This window comes from Bacteroides sp. OM05-12, assembly GCF_003438995.1.
GTDB lineage: Bacteria > Bacteroidota > Bacteroidia > Bacteroidales > Bacteroidaceae > Bacteroides.
The window spans coordinates 313,370-334,186 of the sequence record NZ_QSUN01000003.1 but is presented as its reverse complement, the minus strand read 5'-3'; the positions used below and the strand labels follow the sequence as shown (position 1 = coordinate 334,186).

Annotated in this window: 19 protein-coding genes; 15 read left to right on the top strand and 4 right to left on the bottom strand. The window is 38.1% G+C overall.

Annotated features, from left to right (window positions below; genetic code table 11):
- Positions 1 to 270 precede the first annotated feature (270 nt).
- On the top strand, positions 271 to 1,011 hold the full coding sequence (locus tag DXB63_RS04620; RefSeq protein WP_122125266.1) for an NADPH-dependent oxidoreductase: 741 nt from the start codon (positions 271 to 273) through the stop codon (positions 1,009 to 1,011).
- 47 nt (positions 1,012 to 1,058) lie between these two features.
- Here the strand turns inward: DXB63_RS04620 and dnaA are convergent, their stop codons facing one another.
- The 3 genes from dnaA to DXB63_RS04605 all read right to left on the bottom strand — a co-directional run bounded on the left by dnaA (position 1,059) and on the right by DXB63_RS04605 (position 4,934).
- Entirely contained in the window at positions 1,059 to 2,471 is a 1,413-nt protein-coding gene (dnaA, locus tag DXB63_RS04615; RefSeq protein WP_122125211.1) for a chromosomal replication initiator protein DnaA, read from the bottom strand.
- A 349-nt stretch (positions 2,472 to 2,820) separates the two neighbouring features.
- Positions 2,821 to 3,717: an MlaD family protein gene (locus tag DXB63_RS04610; RefSeq protein WP_122125265.1), complete on the bottom strand. Its 897-nt coding sequence runs from the start codon at positions 3,715 to 3,717 to the stop codon at positions 2,821 to 2,823.
- Positions 3,718 to 3,737: 20 nt separating this feature from the next.
- A complete protein-coding gene (locus DXB63_RS04605; protein ID WP_122125210.1) occupies positions 3,738 to 4,934 on the bottom strand; it encodes an N-acetylmuramoyl-L-alanine amidase in 1,197 nt (398 codons plus the stop codon).
- A gap of 176 nt (positions 4,935 to 5,110) precedes the next feature.
- Between DXB63_RS04605 and DXB63_RS04600 the strand changes: the two genes are divergently transcribed.
- The 12 genes from DXB63_RS04600 to DXB63_RS04545 all read left to right on the top strand — a co-directional run bounded on the left by DXB63_RS04600 (position 5,111) and on the right by DXB63_RS04545 (position 15,986).
- A complete protein-coding gene (locus DXB63_RS04600; RefSeq protein WP_122125209.1) occupies positions 5,111 to 6,007 on the top strand; it encodes a transporter in 897 nt (298 codons plus the stop codon).
- 179 nt (positions 6,008 to 6,186) lie between these two features.
- Complete coding sequence (locus DXB63_RS04595; protein WP_122125208.1) at positions 6,187 to 7,380, top strand: site-specific integrase; 1,194 nt, start codon at positions 6,187 to 6,189, stop codon at positions 7,378 to 7,380.
- 106 nt (positions 7,381 to 7,486) lie between these two features.
- On the top strand, positions 7,487 to 8,416 hold the full coding sequence (locus DXB63_RS04590; protein WP_122125207.1) for a hypothetical protein: 930 nt from the start codon (positions 7,487 to 7,489) through the stop codon (positions 8,414 to 8,416).
- Positions 8,417 to 8,546: 130 nt separating this feature from the next.
- Positions 8,547 to 8,837: a helix-turn-helix domain-containing protein gene (locus tag DXB63_RS04585; RefSeq protein WP_122125206.1), complete on the top strand. Its 291-nt coding sequence runs from the start codon at positions 8,547 to 8,549 to the stop codon at positions 8,835 to 8,837.
- 4 nt (positions 8,838 to 8,841) lie between these two features.
- The gene (locus tag DXB63_RS04580) at positions 8,842 to 9,915 is read left to right on the top strand and encodes an AAA family ATPase (RefSeq protein ID WP_122125205.1); all 1,074 of its coding nucleotides are present in this window, start codon (positions 8,842 to 8,844) and stop codon (positions 9,913 to 9,915) included.
- A 155-nt stretch (positions 9,916 to 10,070) separates the two neighbouring features.
- Entirely contained in the window at positions 10,071 to 11,057 is a 987-nt protein-coding gene (locus tag DXB63_RS04575) for a toprim domain-containing protein (RefSeq protein WP_122125264.1), read from the top strand.
- 192 nt (positions 11,058 to 11,249) lie between these two features.
- Positions 11,250 to 12,608, top strand: coding sequence for a MobV family relaxase (gene mobV, locus DXB63_RS04570; protein WP_122125204.1), 1,359 nt, complete (start codon positions 11,250 to 11,252; stop codon positions 12,606 to 12,608).
- Between the two features lie 145 nt (positions 12,609 to 12,753).
- Entirely contained in the window at positions 12,754 to 13,287 is a 534-nt protein-coding gene (locus DXB63_RS04565; protein WP_122125263.1) for a Crp/Fnr family transcriptional regulator, read from the top strand.
- Positions 13,288 to 13,366: 79 nt separating this feature from the next.
- Complete coding sequence (locus DXB63_RS04560) at positions 13,367 to 13,789, top strand: DUF4405 domain-containing protein (protein ID WP_122125262.1); 423 nt, start codon at positions 13,367 to 13,369, stop codon at positions 13,787 to 13,789.
- Between the two features lie 492 nt (positions 13,790 to 14,281).
- On the top strand, positions 14,282 to 15,052 hold the full coding sequence (locus DXB63_RS04555) for a class I SAM-dependent methyltransferase (protein ID WP_122125261.1): 771 nt from the start codon (positions 14,282 to 14,284) through the stop codon (positions 15,050 to 15,052).
- A 9-nt stretch (positions 15,053 to 15,061) separates the two neighbouring features.
- Positions 15,062 to 15,565: a GNAT family N-acetyltransferase gene (locus DXB63_RS04550; protein WP_369869575.1), complete on the top strand. Its 504-nt coding sequence runs from the start codon at positions 15,062 to 15,064 to the stop codon at positions 15,563 to 15,565.
- A 67-nt stretch (positions 15,566 to 15,632) separates the two neighbouring features.
- The gene (locus DXB63_RS04545) at positions 15,633 to 15,986 is read left to right on the top strand and encodes a nuclear transport factor 2 family protein (RefSeq protein ID WP_122125203.1); all 354 of its coding nucleotides are present in this window, start codon (positions 15,633 to 15,635) and stop codon (positions 15,984 to 15,986) included.
- Positions 15,987 to 16,207: 221 nt separating this feature from the next.
- Here the strand turns inward: DXB63_RS04545 and DXB63_RS04540 are convergent, their stop codons facing one another.
- On the bottom strand, positions 16,208 to 17,362 hold the full coding sequence (locus tag DXB63_RS04540) for an exo-beta-N-acetylmuramidase NamZ domain-containing protein (RefSeq protein ID WP_122125202.1): 1,155 nt from the start codon (positions 17,360 to 17,362) through the stop codon (positions 16,208 to 16,210).
- A gap of 79 nt (positions 17,363 to 17,441) precedes the next feature.
- On the opposite strand from DXB63_RS04540, the gene DXB63_RS04535 reads away from it, so the two are divergent.
- Positions 17,442 to 17,978 carry an HD domain-containing protein gene (locus DXB63_RS04535; protein ID WP_122125201.1) on the top strand — a complete coding sequence of 179 codons (537 nt, stop codon included), beginning with the start codon at positions 17,442 to 17,444 and terminating at the stop codon, positions 17,976 to 17,978.
- An 89-nt stretch (positions 17,979 to 18,067) separates the two neighbouring features.
- A complete protein-coding gene (locus DXB63_RS04530; protein ID WP_122125200.1) occupies positions 18,068 to 20,797 on the top strand; it encodes a putative LPS assembly protein LptD in 2,730 nt (909 codons plus the stop codon).
- The last annotated feature ends 20 nt before the right edge of the window (positions 20,798 to 20,817 follow it).

The window sequence follows — 20,817 nt, the reverse complement described above, 5'->3', positions numbered from 1 at the left end:
TGTTTGCAAAGCTAAAAATGTTTTTCGTTATAACAAAATAATTTATTGATAAGTTTTCAACAAATATAAAGTTTTCCATTTTTATTTGTTAAGTTGCTGATTTATAGTGGTTATTTGCTTTAGATAGTGCTATGAAGTTTTCTGTTTTGAAAATTTGTAGACTAAAACGAAGGATTAAACTTTATTGAAATAGAAATTTAATCGATAATTATAGTGATTGAAATGTGCAATTATATCCATTCTTTCTTTATATTTGCACAAAAAAGTAAGATGGAAACAGCAAAAAGTAGAAGGACAATCCGAAAATATAAGTCACAGGATATAGATGCAGATTTGTTAAATCATTTGCTTGATACTGCGTGCCGGGCGTCTACATGTGGTAATATGCAGTTGTATAGTATTGTAGTAACTCGAAGCCAACAGCAAAAGGAATTATTGTCTCCTGCACATTTTAATCAACCTATGGTGAAAGGAGCTCCGGTTGTTCTTACATTCTGTGCGGATTTCAATCGTTTCAGTAAGTGGTGTAAGCAAAGAAATGCAGTTCCGGGATATGATAATTTCCAATCATTCATGAATGCTGCGATGGATACTTTGATTGTTGTTCAAACATTCTGTATGCTTGCAGAAGAAAAAGGGCTTGGTATTTGTTATTTAGGTACTACCACTTATAATCCGCAGATGATTATAGAAGCATTAAATTTACCAGAATTAGTATTTCCCATTACTACTGTAACTGTTGGTTATCCGGATGAATGTCCGAATCAGGTAGACCGCTTGCCTTTGCAGGCAGTTCTGCACCAAGAAGGATACCATGATTATACGGTGGGAGAGATAGATAAGTTGTTTGCTTATAAGGAGTCGTTACCGGAAAACAAGCAGTTTGTTGTTGAGAATAAAAAAGAGACATTGGCACAGGTCTTTACGGATATCCGTTATACAAAGAAAGATAATGAACTGATGTCTGCCAATATGATGGAGGTTTTAAAGAAGCAAGGTTTCTTGAAGTAGGAATTAAATAACTGTGATAGGAAAAGCATGAGTTGTGAGGACACAACTTATGCTTTTTTTCTTAATGTAGCTTCTATTTCTTCTAATTCAGCCCGGAAAGCCTTATCTACTTCTACTTGGTCTTTTACTATTTTACATGCGTGAAGTACGGTTGCATGATCTTTGTTTCCAATTAGTTGACCAATTTTAGAAGACGATGAATCCGTATGTTTTTTAGAAAGGTACATTGCGATCTGTCTGACTTGTACCACTTCTCTTTTTCTTGATTTGGTATGTATGGCGATCGGTTCTATTTCGAAGTGCTTGCATACTTTTTCAATAATATCTTCTATTGTTATGGCTTTTGTTTCGCATCGTACTGCTTTATGTACGATATGTTGGGCTAAGTCAATGTCTATTTCTTTATTAAGAATCGTGGAACGTGCCATGATTGAAATAACAATACCTTCCAAATCGCGTACACTCTCGTTTACGTTCTCTGCAATATAATCAATGACTTCTTCCGGGAATTTTAAGCCGTCACGGTGGATCTTGTTTCTAAGAATATTCTTTCTCAATTCCACATTCGGTCTTTCGAGTTCGGCAACAAGTCCCCATTTAAAACGGGTTAGCAAGCGGTCTTCCATTCCCTGAAGCATAATCGGAGAACGGTCTGATGTCATAATCAATTGTTTTCCGTTTTGGTGCAGATGATTGAATATATGAAAGAACGTATTTTGAGTCTTTGTCAGACTGGCAAATTCTTGAATATCATCAATAATGAGTACATCAATCGTTTGGTAGAAATTGATGAAGTCATTAATCGTGTTATTTCTTACGGAGTCAGTATATTGTACCTGAAATAGGTGCGCGGATACATAAAGCACCCTTTTGTTCGGATGCAATTCTTTTATTTTAGTACCGATTGCATTAGCCAAATGGGTTTTACCTACACCGGAAGGACCATAGATGAACAACGGATTAAATGTTGTTTTTGCGGGGTTTAGCGCAACGGCTTCTCCTGCTGTTCGTGATAACTTATTACTATAACCTTCTATAAAGTTTTCAAAATTATAGTTTGGATTTAAGCGTGGGTCTAAATCTTGTGGCGCCGGACTCTGTAATGGGTTAGGCGTTTTACGCATATCAATTCTTGTTGTCGGCCTTTGGGGAACGGCAGCAGAACGATTACTAGCTTCTAAATCAACGGTAATATTGTTGGTCTTATCCGTCAAAACACGATACATTAATTTTGTCCCTTCACCAATTTCTTTGTAAAGGGTAGCACGCAATAGCTCAACAAACTTTTCTTCTAGAAATTCATAAAAGAATTGGCTGGGCACTTGTACTGTCAACGCTTTATTCTCATATTTCAGAGGAATAATAGGGACAAACCATGTATTATATGTCGTCTCCGGAACATTGTCTCTTATTACTTTCAGACAGCGGTTCCATAGCCCGACATGATCACATTCACTCATAAGGCTCTTAATACATTTATTAATTAGCGAAACTTCTACACATGCAAAATTGGGAATCTTATTTCAAAAAAACAAATGGGTTATTTTATTGCTTTTTTCATAAAAGAAATAAGTTCTTTAGTTTCAGTAACTTATGAAAACGTTGCATTGATGATTCGTTTTTATGTTTTTGCGTATTTATAAGTGCCTGTTGTTTAGTTTATTATGTAGATATGTATGGAAGATTTTTGTTTTGTCATAGTTTAAGAAAAAAGCATTATATCTCTTGATTCAAGGCTTTTTTAAGCTCATTTGTCAGGAGAGATAATGCCCCTTGTTATTTAGACGAATTCTATATTTGTACTATTTTTCACTTTTCTTTCTTACCAAATAAGGAGAAGTGAACATATCGCTTCGGATGAGATTTTAGGTCTTCCAATAATGCTGCGGCATTAGCTCCGGTAGTGCTTAAATTTCTGTATAGTGCAGAGTCATTCAGTAACAAACCGATTGTATTGTCTTTATCGCTTAGCTTGTCTGTGACATTTTTAAGATTGGCCATTGTTGCATCAACTTTTTCAAAAGTAGATGCATAATCGATACCTTTCAGGTTGTCGCTGATGGTAATGAAGTTATCACCGATTGTATTTAATTTACCGGTTAATTGCGGTATATCTTTTTTCATTAATACATTTAGTTGTGCAGTAGCGACTTCCAAATTTGCAGCAGTCTTTTGCGCAGATTTCAGTGTAGCCGGAATATTTGGGTCTGCTAAAATCTGATTTAGAGAAATTAAGATTGAATCAAGACGGGGAAGCATTTTTTCCATCTCCGGCATTAAAGTTTGGGTTACGGCCTCCATCAAACCGTTGTTGAGTACACCGGGAATGGTATCACCTACCTGATAACTTTCTCTTGGGTTGTTAGCCAATAGGAGATTCATTTTTACTGTACCAAGCATTTCGGTAACCAGTTCTGCCGTACTTCCTTTGGGTACTCGCATTTCTGTGTCCATTTCTACTTCTACAGTAACGTTTCCTGGATGAGTATAATCATAGTAAATGTCGCGCACAGTTCCTATACGGAAACCGTCGGCAAAAACTGGGCTTGATTTGGCGAGCCCGTTGATATTACTGTATCTTACATAATAATAACTACTTGGTTTGAACATATTAATGCCTTTGAGGTAATTAATACCATAAATAAGCATGAATAGTGCGACTAATCCTGCGATTCCAATTTTAACTTCTTTCGTAAAGTATTTCATCATTATTCTTTTTTTCTTTATTATTTTCTAGTTTTTTTGAATTCGGCAATAGCTTTTCGTACATCCGTTTTCTCTCCGTCCCGGAAAGCTATGATGAAAGCATCCTTAAATTTATTTATTATCGAATTTTTCATCTGAAGAATCTTGTTGTAATCAGTTGATTCTCCATACGTATATTTATAAATACCGTTTTCTTTATAATAGTTCACGGGCGACAATCCTTTTAACTCTTTGTCGTTGCTTTTCAACGGTTTGGAAGATGTAAGTATCTGTATCTTGAATACCGGTTTGCTGTTGGTTGTGCTTGCTGATGCAGATTCTACCGTTTTAATCCCTGTTTGTTTTGCATTGGAGGCAATGACAGGCTCATTACTTTCCGGAGCAGCCTCGGTGTTTACAGACTTATCCGAATATTTACCGGCTGCTGCCAATATAGGTTTTTCATGTTCTTCTTTATATTTTAGAAATGCCCGATAAATTCCTTCTGCAAGTTTGTTTATCCCTTCCTGTGAATTCAGGTAACGTTCTTCATCAGGAGTGGATATGTAGCCTAACTCTACAAGGACACTGGGCATCGTTGTTGCTCTCAGAACCAAAAAGCCTGCCTGATGTACTCCACGGTCGATGCGTTTGGCGTGATTACGGAATTGTCCTTGTACTAGTTTTGCCAGCTTAACGCTTTGCTCCATGTGTTTGTCTTGAATGAACTCGAACATGATATAGCTTTCCGATGAATTCGGGTTGAAGCCGGCATAACGTTGCTTGTAATCATCTTCAATAAGAATAACCGAGTTCTCTCGCTTGGCAATTTCCAGATTAGCCTCCGAACGGGCAAGTCCGAGAGTAAATGTTTCCGCACCGCGAACAATCTTGCCTTGAGCGACAGAATTGGTATGAATGGAAATAAATAAGTCGGCTTTGGCTTCATTAGCAATTTCCGCCCGCCTATTCAATGGAATGAAAACATCGGTTTTACGGGTATAGATTACCTTGACATCCTTGCAGTTCTTTTGTATATTCTTGCCTAATTGCAAAGCTACATTCAAATTGATATTCTTTTCTTTAGATATTTTGCCGATGGCACCGGGGTCGTGTCCACCGTGTCCGGCATCAATGACGACAGTAAAATCTTTGCCGGAAATGGGGGCGACATTCGTTAAAATAAATATTCCGGCACAGACTAATCTGAATACTATTTTGAATAAATTCTTTTCCATATTATGAATATGCGTTGCAAATGTAGCAGAAATTTGGTGAAAACTCACTATTTACGTTTAAGTTTTGCTATTTTTAAGTCTATCGTTGTTTAAATTTTCTTTAAAAAACACTCGAAGAAAAGATATGTTATTTAATATTGGTGTTACTTTGCAATCAAAATTTAAAGAAGGTTATCATGCTGAAGTTCTTGAAAGACTGGACGCTTCCCATTGCCATGTTGGTGGGAGCTATAGGGTATCCGTTGTTTATGTGCTTATCCTTTTTGACTCCTTATTTGATTTTCACCATGTTGCTGCTGACGTTCTGCAAGGTTTCTCCTCATGACCTGAAGATAAAACCGTTGCATTTGTGGTTATTGTTGATTCAGATATTCGGTTCTTTGGCTGTATATTTTTTGTTATTCCGTTTTAATAAGATTGTAGCGGAAGGTGCGATGGTTTGTATTATCTGTCCGACAGCAACGGCTGCTGCGGTTATTACTCAGAAATTAGGAGGGAGTGCTGCCAGTCTTACCACTTATACTCTATTGGGTAATGTAGGGGCCGCTATTGCCGTTCCGCTTTTCTTCCCGTTAATCGAAGTTCATGCTGAGATGAGTTTCTGGAGTTCTTTCCTTATTATATTAAGTAAAGTTTTTCCATTACTCATTTGCCCGTTTCTAACGGCATGGCTTTTGGAGAAGCTATTGCCCAAGATACATAATCGGCTTATGGGCTATCATGAACTGGCGTTTTATTTGTGGGCAATATCTCTTGCCATCGTGACGGCACAAACGCTTAACTCTTTGTTAGAAAGTACTGCGGATGTCATGACTGAAATACTTATTGCCTTTGCTGCATTGGTAGCTTGTTGTATTCAATTCTTTTTGGGTAAAACCATTGGAAGTGTGTACGATGACCGTATCAGTGGCGGACAAGCTCTTGGACAGAAGAATACGATTCTTGCTATATGGATGGCTCATACTTACCTGAATCCTTTATCTTCTGTCGGTCCGGGAAGCTATGTGTTATGGCAAAACATCATCAACTCGTGGCAGCTGTGGAAAAAGAGAAAGAAAGAGTTGAAAGATTAAATATAAATAACTGAAATATAGTGATTTGTCTTTTATTTGTCGTGTTCCCTTTGTTTTGCTTGCTTTCCTGTATTTGCCTATAAATTCCTTTATTTTGTTACCAGTTTGTTACTCAAATGCTATTGGGTAACAAAAAAAATATCTATATTTGCCATCGGTAACAAAATAAAAACATAAGTATGGCGAAGAAGAAACAAGAGGTCAAACTGAAAGAACCTGTAAGAATCAGATTTAAGCAGCTTGCCAATGGTAATCAATCCATTTATTTGGATTATTACACTGGTGACGTGATTAGAAAAGAAAACTATGTTGGCGGTAAACGCCAATACGAGTTTTTGAAGTTATATCTTATTCCGGAAAAGACGAGGGAGGATAAGACTAAGAATGAAGCTACATTGGCACTTGCCAAAGCTATTCAGAGCAAACGGATTGTTGAGTTACAGAATGATGCGCACGGATTTCAGAATACCAATAAATCCAAAGCAAACGTACTTGACTATTTGTTGGATATGAGAGCGCAATCTAAAGAGCGTGGCAGTCTGAATTATGAAAAGACTATTGGTAACACTATCCGTGAATTGAAATTGTTTAGAGGGGATTATATCGCTTTTCGTGATATTGATAAAGATTTCCTTAGTAGTTTTGTGGATTTCTTAAAGCAGGCAAAGAAAGCGAGTAAATACGGAGTAACTAAAGCAGGCGGATTATTAAGCAATAATTCGGTAGTTGCTTATTATGGAGTATTACGAACTGCTATAAATAGGGCTTATAAAGATGGCATTATAACAGTAAACCCAACAAAAGAGTTTGATTTTGCCGATAAAGTGAAGGCAGAAGCCAGCCGTAGGGAGTATCTAACTATTGAAGAATTGAAACTCTTGATAAATACGGAATGTAAATATGAAATAATGAAACAGGCTTTTCTTTTTAGCTGCTTATGTGGATTGCGAATAAGCGATTTAAGAAAATTAAAATGGAATGATTTACAGAAAAGCGGTGATAGAATTAGGATTGAGATAAAAATGCAAAAAACTAAAGAACCTCTTTATCTTCCTATATCTGATGAAGCGTTGAAGTGGTTGCCGCAGAGAGGAGAAGCTATAGACAGCGATTTAATCTTTCCTTTGACACATGAGGGGACAATAAATAAGATACTTCAACAATGGGCTAAAGCGGCAGGAGTTACTAAACACATCTCTTTCCATGTTTCACGCCATACACATGCAACCATGATGCTAACATTAGGGGCTGATTTATATACCGTTAGTAAACTGTTGGGGCATAAAAATATTGCGACTACCCAAATTTACGCTAAGATTGTGGATAAAAAGAAAGAAGAAGCTATAAGTTTGATACCGAATTTAACAGACTAATTTAAAAGAAAGTACGGACTATGACAACCGTACTTTCTTTATTTTTTTGCCCTTCTTTCACAAGAAAAATATATCTTTGTTTCTACTAACTGAAACAGAGAATCTTATGACAGAAGAAGAATTGAAAGTGAAATTCGACCATATACAAGGCATATTCAACCGTTGTATAAATCATGCCTATCAAATTATAACGGATAGTACAACTGCTAAGTCAGAATATTTGAGCCGTGAACAGGCTGATGAGTTGGAGCAGCAGGAGTATATTCGTACCGCAGATGAATTGGCACAACTTTACATCCGTTATTCTGTACTGGATGATATTCAAAATTTTTACTCTATATCCGATTTCTTTTGGGAAAGCGGTTTTTATGAAGCCTTGAAGCCCGATGAAAAAAGAAAGTACCTTTTATTCTCTCCTCTTTCATTTGATTATTCTCGATACGAACAGGACAATTCAGACTATGATGAAGAACTGCCTTATTTTTCTGTAGTGGTTAAAACCGTTGTGTTGGAAAGATATTCAGCATACTTGCGAAAAAAGAAAGAAGATAGAGCGCAGGCAGAACTGGAGCCACAGCCGGAACAGGAAGTACAGAAGCCGACAACAAACACCGAGCTTCCGATAAAAGTCGTACCCCCTATTGCTGAAACGGAAAATCCGTTTGGTTCAATTCTTAATGACAAACAGATAGAATTGATTGCAGATTGCATCAACGAGGTTAAAATGTTCAATGCCTCTGTAACTGTTGATGATTTGAAAGCAATACTCTCCTGTAAACCTAATGCAATATTAAGGTCAAATAATAATAGATATGTAGCTTTCCTTTTTTCGGAATTAAGTAATAGGTCTTTGATTACCGGTAATTGGCAATCGGTTATTGCCAATAATAAACTGTTTCTTTCCAAAGATAAAAGTAGAGATAAATACCTCAATCAAGGGGATTTAGCCACAGCAACCAATTATGTGAAAGGTATCTCCCATGAGAAAGGATTTGCAACTATATACAACTATATCAAACAACTGAAAAGACTTTAAGAATAGGTTAAGACCTTAAACATAGCTTAATCCACTATCAAGCTAATCCTCAATACCTTTGCCCTCGTTAACGAAAAGAAAACGAGGGTGCGCACCTTCATATTGTTTCACTTAATCCCAAAAAAACAATATGGATAAGACTTTAGAGATGCGAGTTGAGGAACTCGAACAGATGCTGTTTTTACAAAAGAATGTGCTTAGCTTTGATGAAGCGAGCAAGTTTCTTAACCTTTCCAAAAGTTACCTGTACAAACTGACTTCGGGTAACTTGATACCCCACTATAAACCGCAGGGTAAGATGCTGTTCTTTGAACGGGCAGATTTAGAGGCGTGGCTACGCCAAAATCCTATCAAGACGCAGGTGCAAATAGAACAGGAAGCGCAGAAGTATATTCTTAGTAACCGTCCTTTAAAGAAGTAAAGCTATGGAAAACAAGAAAGTGACGGAAAATAAGAAAGAAGCTGCAATGACAAGAGAAGATTTTGCAGTCTTGTGGAAAACCATTCATTTGAAGATTACTGATACCTATGATGTACCGCCCGAAATTCTTTGGGTAAATGGTTCAACTATTGGCACATTGGGAAATTTCAGCGCATCCACTGGTAAAGCCAAAAGTAAAAAGACATTCAATATTTCCGCTATTGTGGCAGCAGCGTTGAAGAATGACGAAGTTTTGCACTATTCGGCATACTTGCCAGACAATAAGCGTAAAATCCTTTATGTAGATACCGAGCAGAGCAAATACCATTGCCATAAGGTGATGGAACGTATTATGCGTTTGGCTGGTCTTCCGACTGATAAGGATAGGGATGACTTTATCTTTGTCGTATTAAGAGAATGTACACCCGACAAACGGAAGCAGATAATAGATTATATGCTCGCCAATATGGAGGGTATAGGTCTTGTAATTATAGATGGCATCCGTGATTTGATGTATGACATCAACAGCCCCAGCGAATCATCGGAGCTTATAAATCTATTGATGCGATGGTCGAGTGAGTATAATTTACATATCCACACGGTACTACACTTGAATAAAGGGGATGATAATACACGTGGGCATATTGGAACGGAACTCAACAATAAAGCTGAAACAGTCCTGCAAATCACCAAAAGCACACAGGATGTGGATATTAGCGAAGTCAAGGCGATGCACATCCGTGACAAGGACTTTGAACCGTTTGCGTTCCGTATCAATGAAACTGCATTGCCCGAAGTTGTGAAAGATTACGTTTTTGAACAACCCAAACAGAATCGCAACTTTCCACTTACAGAACTTACGGAGCAACAGCATCGTGAAGCGTTAGAAAACGGATTTGGAAAGGAAGTGGTTCAAGGTTATCCCAATGTTATCGCAGCCTTAAAAAAAGGTTATGCAAGCATCGGCTTTGAACGTGGGCGCAATATTCTTGTGGAATTGAACAAATTCCTTGTGAACAAGCGCATGATAGTAAAAGAGGGGAAAGGCTACAAGTATAATTCTGATTTCCACTATTAAAAACAAGTTTGGTTTAGTCCGTGTGTATATATAAAAGGAATGGACAGCTTTTCATTGTACGATTAAGAACAAGATAAGTTTAGTACAGTTCGGGTGTATATATAGCGGACTAAACGGAACTGATTCAATTATTCATTCACCAATACATTTAGATGATGACAATCGAAGAAGCTAAAAATATAAAGTTAGCAGATTATCTGCATAGTTTGGGATATAACCCCGTGAAACAACAAGGTAACAACCTTTGGTATAAATCACCGTTCAGAGAAGAGAAAGACCCCTCTTTCAAAGTGAATCATGACCGTAATTTGTGGTATGACTTTGGTATGGGTACAGGTGGTAATATTATCACTTTGGCGCAGGAGTTATATGCGTCCGACAGTCTGCCTTATCTGTTAGACCGCATAGCGGAGCAAAGCCCGTCTATTCGTCCTGTTTCTTTCTCTTTTCGGCAGCAGTCTTCAACACAGCCGAGTTTCCAGCAGCTGGAAGTTATGCCACTTTCTTCTATTGCCTTGTATTCCTATTTGCAAGAGAGGGGAATAAATACGGAACTTGCGAAAAAAGAATGTAAGGAAATCCGCTTCGTGAATAATGGCAAACAATTCTTTGCCGTTGGTTTCCCGAATGTTTCGGGAGGGTATGAGATACGCAACAAGTATTTTAAAGGATGTATCGCCCCGAAAGACATCACTCATATACAGCAACAAGGAGAGCCGAGAGAAACGTGCTATGTGTTTGAGGGCTTTATGGACTACCTTTCTTTTCTGACTTTACGGCAGAAAAAATGTCCCAATTATCCCGACCTTGACAAGCAAGACTATCTTGTTTTGAACTCTGTTTCCAATCTATCCAAAGCATTATATCCGTTGGGAAGTTACGAAAAGATACACTGCTTTTTCGACAATGACGAGGCAGGTATGAAAGCAGTCCGGGCACTTTATGAAGAGTACAGTTTTCGTGTTCGTGATTCCTCACGTATTTATTGTGGCTATAAAGATTTGAATGACTACATCACAGGAAAGAAGCAGGTACAATTAGTTGACTTGTCACAATCAGCTAGGCAAACGCAACAGGTGAAGCCAGTCGAAAGACAGGAACAACAACCAGCCAAAAAGAAAAGCAGAGGGTTCAGAATGTAGTTGCCACACGCTTCCCACAGGCTTTTGAGTAAGGAAAAGCCATAGCTCAATAGGGCGTTTTCTTCACGCAGTGCAAGCACCGCTAAAAACACCCTATCGAGCAAAGGGGCGATGCCCCTTTTGAAACCCAGTGAGCCGTGCGGCGAATGTGCAAGGCAAACGTAATTGTCTAACGAAAAAACAGTATTCAATATGGGATATTTTACTCTTGATTTCAAGAAAGCAAAGGGAGCATCCGATGCTCGTATGTCCGACCATATCGAGCGCAGAGTGATAGCTCCGAATGTGGATTCTACCCGTACACATCTAAATCGTGAACTGGTGGAACTTCCCGAAGGTGTGACGATTCGTGATGAAGCGATAGCGCATCGCATCAAGTCGGCAGGCATCAAACGGAAGATTACCCCCGACCAAGTAAGGGCTATCCGTGTCATGATGTCGGGAACACACGAGGATATGATGAAGATACAGCAAGAGGGGCGTATAGATGAATGGTGCAACGACAGTATGGAATGGCTGCACAAGACTTTCGGACGGGGAAATACCGTTTCAGCAGTTCTGCACATGGATGAAACTACACCTCATATACACGCTACCATCGTACCGATAGTAACGGGAGAGCGCAGGAAAGCAAAACAGAAGCAAACGGAGGGTAAGCGTTCCTACCGAAAGAAAGCGGATGCAGCCCGGCTGTGTGCCGATGATGTATTGAATCGTGACAGGTTGATAGGCTACCATGACGACTACGCCAAAATCATGGATAAATACGGTTTGCAGCGTGGTGTGCGTGGCTCGGAAGCAAGGCACGTCACCACCGCCCAATATTACCGTGATTTGAAACGGCAGACGGGCGAACTGGAAACGGGCGTGCAGCAACTCCAAGAGGAAAGGGAGGAAGCGGAGAAGCGGTTAAAACAGGTTAAGAAAGAAATAGGAACGCAGAAGCTGGAAGCGGTCAAGACCGAAGCAAAAGCCGCCATCATAGCAAAGGTAGGTTCTTTTTGGGGGAGTGGTGAAATTAAGGAGCTTAAACAGGAGAACAGACAGTTGTATGAGGAAATTGCCACTCGTGACGAAAGTATTGAGAAACTGCAAACCATGATGCGTGAGCAGCAAGAACAGCACAACAGGCAGATGGTAGTAGTACAAGGGAAATACATCACTGTACATGATGAACAGAGCAAGGAAATTTCTGTTTTGAAGAAGTGGATAGATAAAGCGTGTAGATGGTTCCCTTTGTTTGCCGATGCTTTTCGTATGGAAAAACTGTGTCATTTGGTTGGGTTTACTCCAGAACAAACAGAAGAATTACTGACTTTAAAACCGTTGAAATATACTGGTACGCTCTATTCTGAAGAATATAAGAGAAAATTCAATGTAGAGCAGGTTTCTGCTCGAATAGTGGTAGAATCTACAGACAAACGAAAGTTTGCTTTACATATCAATGGGCAAAGTATATCAGACTGGTTTAAAGAGCAGCTGGATAAATTTCACCCAATTATGCGCCAACCGGTACAATCACAAAAGAAAAGCAAGGGAATAAAGATGTAAGTAACTTAATTTGTTGAAATACAATAAAAAGTGCAGTTTTCTATTTACGGTGAACTGCACTTTTCATATATTTGCGAATATGAAAAACGACCATTTAAATAACTTGTTTGATTCTTTTATGGAAGTTGATAAAGAAAATATTAAAATGTCTTCTGATGAGCGTCTTATTTTGGAGCAGTTTGATAAGAACATCAACAGATTGATTATTCCTTCAAAAACAATATTGTTATATGAAGGTAAGATTGCCGACACATTATATTTGATAAGAAAAGGTACATTACGTCTTTTTTTCTACAATGAGGGTAAAGATGTTACTTTCCAATTCTTTTTTGAGGGTGACTTTGTTGCTTCATTCGATAGCTTGTATAAACGTCAGCCGAGCCTTTTTTCATTGGAAAGCATTGAATCTGCAGAGGTTATTGCCATAAAAAGAGAGGACTTTTACAATCTTCTTGAACAGATACCTGCACTTAGAAAAGTTTATGAAGAAAAACTCATAGACCGTTTCCATGTTTATCAACAGTTATTTCTTTCCCGAATAAAAAACACCCCAGCACAACGATACGAAGAACTATTGAAAGAGTATCCCTACATCATTCAGCGAGTTCCGCAACATTACATCGCATCATATCTTGGGATTACTCCTGTGTCCTTATCAAGAATTAGGAATAGGCGTTAAATTCATTTCTTTACAATTGTTATCGTCTAATCTCTGTTAAATTAGCGAGTTTTGCACTGCTAATATGAAACAGAAAAAAATGAAAAAGATTTTTGTAATAGATTGGAATTTAATCCCTTTGTTTATTCTTTCTGCATACACAGGAATAGAACTGCATATTGCTGGGCATGGCAGTAATCATGAAATATGGCACAATTGGGCGGTCTTTCATGTAGTGATGAGCTTTTTGTTTTTTATCGTGGGAATATTCCATGTAACAACACACTGGGGTTGGTATAAAGGATTTATAAATAATGGAATAGGTAGGAAGAGTAAAATTACTCTGACATTATCAGTAGTGTTTGTGTTTGTTGTGGCTACAGGTATCATTTTGCTCTGCATTGATGGAGCTAATTCTAATATCGGATTGTGGCATTATAAAACAGGAATTTTAGTAGGTGTGATTTCTATCGGTCATATCCTCAAACGTATTCCAATATTACGCAAATCCTTGAAAAAATAGAATAGTGTGCGCTCTTGTATGAATGTATAAGTTTAGTCTGTTCTTTTGCTTATATATCCAAAACGGACTAAACTTATATCTATTGGCAGCAAAAGATACATACTGGCGAAAAGAGAAACAGTCTTTTTCTTTTCGCCAGTTTTGTTTTTGTTGTTGGCTGTCTTTTGTTACCTTTGCACATGAAGCCCACCACCAAGCGAATTTCTTCGTTTTTTTTGTTACTATTTTGTTACCCACTGTTAGTAATAGGTGGGCTTTTTATCTGATAATCAGATTGATATGCTGGGTGATATATAATATATGGCAGAATATTATCAATTCGTGGCAGTTGTGGAAGAAGAGAAAGAGGGAACAAAAATAATAAATATATAACACTGATATATAGTATTTTATTGTTTTCAAAAGTAAAAGGATAAAAGGTTTTGATGGGGTAACATTGAGAGAAACAGTTGTAAGTATACTTAAATGAGATTGTACAATATGAAAAATAAAATAAATACAGATTACAAGGTTGGTGATTTGATTTATGATGCAAATATTTATGATGGATTAAATACTTTCCTATCTGATTTGTACTTTTACAAAAAGTGGTTGCCGAAGAATAAGAATGCCAAAATACTTGAACTTTGTTGTGGTACAGGCAGACTTACACTTCCAATTGCAAGGGATGGATACAACATTTGTGGAGTAGATTACACTTCATCAATGCTTGAACAAGCAAAGGTAAAGGCTTCCGATGCAGGATTAGAAATCAATTTCATTGAAGCAGATGTTAGAAGATTAGACTTGCAGGAGAAATTCGACCTTATCTTTATTCCATTCAATTCAATCCATCATTTATATAAAAATGAAGATTTATTTAAGGCATTGGAGGGAGTTAAGAAACATCTCAAAAAAGGAGGTTTATTCCTGTTGGATTGTTTTAATCCTAGTATCCGATATATTGTTGAAAGTGAAAAAGAACAAAAAGTGATTGCTGAATATGCAACTAGTGATGGAAGAGAGGTCTTGATAAAACAAACAATGCGTTATGAAAGCGCAACTCAAATTAATCGTATAAAATGGCATTATTTTATAAATGGTGAGTTTCATTCAACTCAAAATATGGATATGAGATTGTTTTTCCCTCAAGAATTAGATTCATATCTTGAATGGGAAGGATTTAACATTGTTCACAAATTTGGAAGTTTTAAAGAAGATGCATTTAATGATAATTCGGATAAACAGATATACGTTTTAGCATTGCTTGGAGAAAGTATTTAACTATTTGATATGATTAATTCGAAGTATAATATGGAAGCGGACTTTAAGATCAGAACAGCTCGGCAATCGGATGCTGTTGCGCTGAAAGATTTGTTTCAAAATACTGTTCTTGTGATAAACAGACGTGATTACTCACAGGCAGAAGTTGAAGACTGGGCATCGTGCGGAGACAATCTCTCTGAAATAGAAGAGATGATAAATACTCACTATTTTATTGTAGCGGTTAATCAACAGTCGGAAATTGTTGGTTTTTCATCTATTACTCCAAAAGGCTATTTACACTCTATGTTTGTTCATCAGGATTTTCAAGGTAAAGGTATTGCTACGATGCTTTTGGAAGAAATAGAACGGTATGCAATCATAACCGGGATTATGCGGATTACATCTGAAGTGAGCTTAACAGCCCGTCCTTTCTTTGAAAAAAGAGGCTATATAGTAGAGGAAGAACAAAAGCGCAAGGCTAATCAACTTTCCCTTACTAATTTTTGGATGGCAAAGAAACTGACTGATTAAAGTCAAGTCTTGATTGATATAATGATACTTACATATATTGAATTTTGTACCGTAAAAACAAGTAAGAATGACACCGAAAGAAACTTTACAGAAATGGGTAGAACTCTTTAATTCTTCTGATGCCACTGCTTTGGCTGATTTATATACGGAAGATGCTATAAATTATCAGGTAGCGAATAGTCCGGTTGAAGGAAAAACGGCAATTTATGAGATGTTTTTAAAAGAGTTTGCCACTGCAAAAATGGTTTGTATTGTAGAAAATATGTTCGAGGACGGAGAGTGGGCTATCATGGAGTGGAAGGATCCGAAAGGATTAAGAGGGTGTGGCTTTTTCCATGTTATTAATGGAAAGATTGTTTTTCAGAGAGGATATTGGGATAAGCTTAGCTTTATGAAACAAGAAGGTATATTGATTGAATAGTTTTTCTGTTTCGTTTCACCCTGCTCAAACGATAAGTTTCCCCTGCTTAAACGCAAGGTTGACCATGCCTAAACGATTCAATCGACAGGGAGATTGTATTTAATGATTATAGTATTAAATACAGATAAGTAGGATATAATTTTATTGTTATTTTACCCATATATATTTATATAAATATATATGGGTAAATTTATAGAGTTAATTCTATTATTGGAAGTATATTATTTGTACAGTAAATACTTCTTTCGTATCTCCTTGTACTTGTCAAGTTCGTCTTTCCATCCGGCTTTGATTTCCTGTTCGTTTTTGCCTTTCAGTATGTCTTCCCTGACTTTGCTGTTTCCCATCAGTAAATCGAACCAACGGGGACGGGTGAAAAAGGCTGCTCCTGCCCCGGATTTTTTGTAGAAGTCAAGAAAGTAACTAAGTGTGAAGCCTTTTGGGAGATTCGTTTCTCTCAAATCAGTTCCAAAGCATGGCTTGTTCTTGTGCATCGGATTCTTGTCAAATCCGGGAAGAGATTTTGGAGTAAAGGTGAATGTGCCGTATTTCTTGTCGGGGGCACCAAGTATTTGAAATGGGTAGTGCGTGCCTCTCCCTACACTGACATCTGTTGCTTCAAACAGGCAGAGAGATGGATATAGGGCAATAGAACGGTCATTGGGGAGGTTAGGAGAGGGTTTCACAGGCAACGAATACGGTTGCTTGTGTTTCCAGTTCTTTACGCTGACAACAGTTAATTTACAGGTACGTGGTTGTGATGATAGCCATCCTTCACCGTTTATCATACGGGCGAGTTCGCCTACGGTGCAGCCATGAAGCAGCGGAATGGGATCTATGCCGACAAAACTCTTGAAACTTTTTTGCAATATCGGTCCGTCTATGTAATCACATGGATTGGGACGGTCAAGGATAATCATCTCCTTTCCATTTTCAGCACAGGCTTCCATTGCATAATGCATGGTGCTGATGTAAGTGTAGAAACGTGCGCCTACGTCTTGTATATCGAATACAATGACATCAATATCCTTCATTTGTTCTGCTGTCGGCTTTTTATTCTTTCCGTAAAGCGAAATGATTGGGATACCGGTCTTACTGTCTTTTCCGTCTGTCACGCTCTCTCCGGCATCGGCATTTCCCCGAAAACCGTGTTCGGGAGCGAATACTTTTTTTACGGTTATATCGTTTTGAACCATTACATCCGGCAGATGTTTCCCTCCTGCCAAAGAAGTCTGGTTTACGATGAGTGCGACCCTTTTTCCCCGTAATAGCGGCAGATATTCGTTCGTACATTCCGCGCCTACCATGATGGACGGCTCCGCATACATGAAAAATGACAGAATAAAGCAATAAAAGGTTAACATTAATCTCTGCATAGTTGTATAAGAGCTATTTTTAGTATTTTTGCACAAAAATATTGATAAACTTCTATTATAGCAAGAATTAAGAAAGAAAATGAATGCGTTGAACATCATCGATAAATATTATCCGGAGGAGAACGAATTGAAGCGTATCTTGTTGACCCACAGTCGTTCTGTTGCCGATAAGGCTTTATGGATAGCCGATAAGCATCCGGAGCTTAACTTGGACAAGGCTTTTTTGGAAGAAGCTGCCATGTTGCATGATATCGGTATCTTTCTGACGGATGCTCCGGGTATTTTTTGTTTTGGTGATAAACCCTATATCTGTCATGGATATTTAGGAGCAGACTTGCTTCGGGAAGAGGGTTTCCCACGTCATGCTTTGGTCTGTGAGAGGCATACGGGAGCCGGTATTTCTGCGGAAAGCATTATCAAACAGGATTTACCCATTCCTCACCGTGAAATGTTGCCTGTAAGCATGGAAGAACAAGTGATTTGTTTTGCGGATAAATTCTTTTCAAAAACGCGTTTGGAAAAGGAAAAAAGTGTGGAAGGAGCTTTAAAAAGTATTTCGAAATATGGAGAAGATGGCATTAAGCGTTTTAATACTTGGTGCGAGCGTTTTTTATAGCTATAAAAAATAATTAATATTAGTCGAATTTCATCTGTATTTGGCAGAGAATGTTTACTTTTGCCCGTTCAAGCGTAAATGCATTGTTAATGACGCCATTGAAATTAAAAATTATAATATCGTTCTTACTGCTAATCGTATTCCTGTTGCTTCCTGACAGCACTATGGCTCAGAGGAGGAGAAGAGGGGCGGATATGGCTCCTGTTGATACAGTATTCAGAGATACGCTGGTAGTAGACTCCACGGTAACTATTCAACCCCAAAAGAAACAGCCTTTGGATGCTCCGGTAGTCTATGAGGCTACTGATTCCATTGTGTTTACCCAAGGAGGATATGCGTTTTTATATGGTCAAGGCAAGGTCAACTACGAAAAGATAGAATTGACAGCGGATGTCATTACGATGAATATGGACAGCAGTACGGTTCATGCTACCGGAGTGTTGGATACGTTGGGTATGATGAAGGGAGCACCGGTTTTCAAAGATGGCGAAACTCCTTATGAGTCCAAGATTATGCGATATAACTTTAAGACTAAGAAGGGTTTTATAAATAATGTGGTTACTCAGCAAGGAGAAGGGTATGTGACCAGTAATGATGCAAAAAAAGGGGCGGATGATAATCTTTATTTGCAGAATGGTAAATATACGACTTGTGATCATCACGATCATCCCCATTTTTATCTTGCTCTTACCAAAGCGAAAGTACGCCCGAAGAAGAATGTGGTGTTCGGACCTGCCTATCTGGTAGTAGAGGATGTAGCATTGCCTCTTGCCATTCCTTTCGGCTTTTTCCCTTTCAACAGTAAATACTCTTCCGGTTTCATTATGCCGACCTATGGAGATGAAATGAATCGTGGCTTTTATCTTCGAGACGGAGGATATTATTTTGCTATCAGCGATAAAATGGATTTAGCTCTTCGTGGTGAAATTTTCACGAAAGGATCATGGGGATTAAGTGGAGAATCCAACTATAATAAACGCTATAAATTCTCCGGTAATGTGAATATCAGTTATCTGGTAACAAAGACCGGCGATAAAAATATGCCGGATTATTCCGTTTCTAAAGATTTTAAAATAGCATGGACACATCGTCAGGATACGAAAGCCAGCCCGAACAGTACTTTCTCTGCCAGTGTGAATTTTGCAACAAGCAGTTATGAAAGATCTAATCTGGATAATTATTATGATCCTACTGTCGCTGCACAAAATACAAAAACTTCCAGCATCAATTACTCCAGAACTTTTCCGGATGCCGGATTGACACTCTCCGGAACATTCAATATGTCTCAACGAATGCAAGATTCTGCGGTTTCTGTTACATTACCTAGTTTAAATATTTCTTTATCAAAGAAATTTCCATTCAGACGTAAAAAGGCAGTTGGCAAAGAACGTTGGTATGAGAAAATTTCGATTGGCTACACCGGGCAGTTGGATAATAGCCTTGATACGAAAGATAATCTTTTATTCAAGTCGAATTTAGTGAGGGATTGGAAAAATGGAATGAAGCATAATATTCCTGTCAGTGCTACTTTCCAGTTGTTCAAGTATATAAATATTGTACCGAGTTTCAATTATACTTCCCGTTGGTATACAAGGAAGATTCACAAAGATTATAGTCAAGAGAAAAATGATTTGGTGACGACGGATACGGTCTATGGTTTTTACCGTGTCTACGATTATAATATGAGTGTCGGTATCAATACTAAACTGTACGGTTTTTATAAACCGTGGAAGAAATTGTTTGGTGACAAGATACAAATGATTCGTCATGTGGCGACGCCTTCGGTCAGTTTCAGTGCCGCTCCGGATTTTGGGAGATCACGGTATGGATATTATCAGACAGTACAATATACGGATGAGGAGGGCGAAGTCTATACTAAGGAGTATTCTCCTTATGATGGAACGGCTTTATATGGAATCCCGGGTAAAGGAAGGCAGGGAAGTGTCTCTTTCAGCTTATCTAACAACATAGAAATGAAGGTAAAGTCCGATAAAGATTCTACAGGTGTACGTAAGATTAGTCTTATTGATGATTTATCCGCAAGTATGTCTTATAACTTTGCGGCGGCAACCCGTCCGTGGAGTGATTTGTCTATGAATCTTCGTTTAAAATTGACCAAGAGTTATACTTTGAATCTGAATACTTCTTTTGCCACTTATGCCTATCAGTTTAATGATGCGGGACAAGTTGTAGTTGGTGACCGTACGGAATGGTCTTACGGACGTTTTGGGCGTTTTCAGGGATTAGGAAGTTCATTCTCATATACTTTCAATAATGATACCTGGAAGAAACTGTTCGGACCGAAAGAAGATAAAGAGCAGGAACAGAAAGATCAAAAAACGGATGATGAGGATAAGGATGTAGATAATAGTGGCGTGACGAAGAAGAAAGAGAAAAAAGCGGAAATAGATCCGGATGGTTATATGGCGTTTAAGATGCCATGGTCTTTCAGCGTATCCTATTCATTCAATATCAGGGAAAATACTTTCGGAATGGATCCTAATAAAATAAATAAGAAAACGATGCGTTATCCGTATCAGGTTGTTCATACTTTGAGTGGATCCGGTAATATAAAGATTGCCAATCGCTGGAACATGAGTTTCTCTACTTCTTATGACTTTAATGCGCATAAGATAGCGCAAACTACGATGACGATAACTCGTGACCTGCATTGTTTCACTATGTCATGTAGCGTGTGTCCGTTTGGTATATGGAAATCGTATAACTTCAGTATCCGTGCCAACTCAAGTATGCTTGCGGATGCTTTGAAATGGGATAAGCGTAATAACTCGAATAACAGTAACGTGAAGTGGTATTAATATATATATATCACTTCACT